Consider the following 2,277-nt stretch of genomic DNA (forward strand, 5'->3'; position numbering starts at 1 on the left):
GCCTAGCGCCATGGCTGATAGAGATCATCGCAGAATTGGGCGTTGCGCGATCTGGAATGAGTGGCCTTGTTGGGCTTGATTACGGAGAAATTGAATCCTATGAGCGCTTCGCAGGAATCAAACTCGGGAGAGCTGCAATCATGATCCGCAAGATTTCAGCCTCATACGCAACAGGCTACAACGAAGGCCAAAACGAAAAGTCACCGCTGCCGTGGAAACAGAGCGGGCAGGCAGTAGCTGACGCGCTGGGCGATTTTCTGGCGGGGCTCGGATGATCAGGGCTGATCAGTTCGCCGTCGCTTCTGGGGCCGTATCACGGATCCTGATGCCGCTGCGGTCCGATATGCGGGTGACGGTATACACGTCAGGGACGGCTCGACTGTACGTCAGCACAACGCCGCTGACTGTGATCAATGCTGACGTTTCGGCTGGCACATTGACGCCGGCGAATTTGGCCTCGAGGAGCGGGACGGCATCCGCATGGATTGAGCTGCCCTATTTTGTCAGCGCGTCGATATCTGGTTATACGGCGGCTCTTGTCGTCGCAGAATCCGGGGCGGCGACTGTCGAGACGACCCAATATTTCGCCGAGCAGCAGATTAGAAGCGGCCTCACCGCTGAAGTGTCGCTCTCCACTCAGCAAGTCGGCGTGTGGGGTCACGGCGAGGCATTATCGCTGCCGTTTGCCGCTCTTCAGCTTGAGTCGATCGCCATTTCAAATGCCGATTCGCGCGATGTGGGACAAACTCAGTGGATCGACGGAAGCCGGTCCTATTCGGCAGGCGGCAGGTCATACGGCACGATTTCGGCCAGGATCGCAGAGCGCGATTCACCAGGGTACGACGCCGCGATTGTTGCGGCATTTTCGTCTGCCGAATACGCGCTGAGGATCGACCGAAAGTCGGCAAATGGGCTGATCGCTGAATCAACATTGCTAGCGGTCCTGGCAACATCAACAGGCGAACGGCAAGCGCAGGTCGAACAATTGCGCTCAGTTCCGTTGGAGTTCCAGATCTCGCGCCCGCCGCTGCGCATCAACTTTTAAGAGGTGAACTATGCCATCCGGATCTAACGTCACCGGCACCATGGCCGGAAACAATATCCCTGATTTGCGGGCCATTGCGGCCGGTGCAATTTCAGGAGCAATCCTCATTGTCCTGCCGAAATGTCGAATCACTGTACATCCTGGCGCTGGGGCGACCGTCAAGGTTTTCAAATCGTCAAGCCCTCACACGCTGATCAACGCCGACGCCGCGGCAGGGAGACTCAGTTACGCCAATTTCAACAGCGGGGATCTGAGCACCCTATCGAGCAATTGGCTATTGTGGGCGCCAGGAGCCGTGACAACGGCGGACAGCGAGGGCGTGATCGATAACGCTGGCTGGACCGCGGTCATCGCCATTTCGACTGGCGGCGCAGTGTCGAACCTCGAAGTTGTTCAAACGCCGTAATAATTGGGAGAACATCATGCCTATTGTTCAATTGCAATCCGAATTTGCGGCGGCGCTTTCGATCGCACCGCCTGAATATACATGGGCAACAAAGCCGGCCGCTGCTGGAAATTCTGGGAAGCGAATCACGATCACTGGATGGATGGCGCCACCGTCGGACTGGGTAAGCGACGGCACTTATTGGCTGCCAGTCGATGGCCGCGCTGTGGTGCATGCACCGAGGCTCGTTGGTGCCATTGCGCAGAATGCCGCGATGGCCGCTGTGGCAAGCGTGCCGACTTGGCAGATTCCGGCTGATATGGTTTCTATTCCTGGACTGTATATCGAGGCTAATGCTGAATGCACAGTTGCCAATGCGTCAAATATCTCGTACAGGCGAATTTACTGCGGGATCAGTAGCAAGAATCACCTTATTGGCGGGCCGGAGGGGAACTCCACAAACAACTGCTTCCGGTTATGGGGCAAAACTTCCCGGAAGCCGGACGGAAACTGGACGACACATGGAGTCAATGCTCAGCCGATAAACGAGAGCCTATCTGGCACGGATACATCGACCTCGGAGGATTTAGCTATAAGCAGCATCGGAATGTGGTATCGAGGAGGAAACCCTGACGGATCGGAAATCCTGAGCATTCACAGTTTCTCACTTGCAGTAGGAGTCGGCTGAGATGATTAAGATTGCAATCAATGACTTCGACTATTTCCGCGACGTTCCCGCGGACTGCATAGGCGTGCTGAGTAACGGCGTGGAAGCAGTGATCTTCCAGTACGGCGATGAGACCATGCCGGAATGGCAGGCAATCCACCCGCCACGCGATCCAATCGC

The 2,277-nt window shown here is 56.3% G+C and carries 4 protein-coding genes; all 4 read left to right on the forward strand.

From position 1 onward, the window contains the following. A partial coding sequence (locus E4680_RS14190; RefSeq protein ID WP_167792530.1) for a hypothetical protein occupies positions 1-275 on the forward strand: 275 nt, incomplete at its 5' end. Continuing rightward, positions 272-1,045, forward strand: coding sequence for a hypothetical protein (locus E4680_RS13705; protein WP_135282987.1), 774 nt, complete (start codon positions 272-274; stop codon positions 1,043-1,045). The genes E4680_RS14190 and E4680_RS13705, both read left to right, overlap by 4 nt. Before the next feature lie 10 nt (positions 1,046-1,055). Further along, complete coding sequence (locus E4680_RS13710) at positions 1,056-1,451, forward strand: hypothetical protein (RefSeq protein WP_135282988.1); 396 nt, start codon at positions 1,056-1,058, stop codon at positions 1,449-1,451. Between the two features lie 16 nt (positions 1,452-1,467). Continuing rightward, on the forward strand, positions 1,468-2,118 hold the full coding sequence (locus E4680_RS13715; RefSeq protein WP_135282989.1) for a hypothetical protein: 651 nt from the start codon (positions 1,468-1,470) through the stop codon (positions 2,116-2,118). The last annotated feature ends 159 nt before the right edge of the window (positions 2,119-2,277 follow it).

Source organism: Candidatus Macondimonas diazotrophica, from assembly GCF_004684205.1.
Taxonomy (GTDB): Bacteria; Pseudomonadota; Gammaproteobacteria; order UBA5335; family UBA5335; genus Macondimonas; species Macondimonas diazotrophica.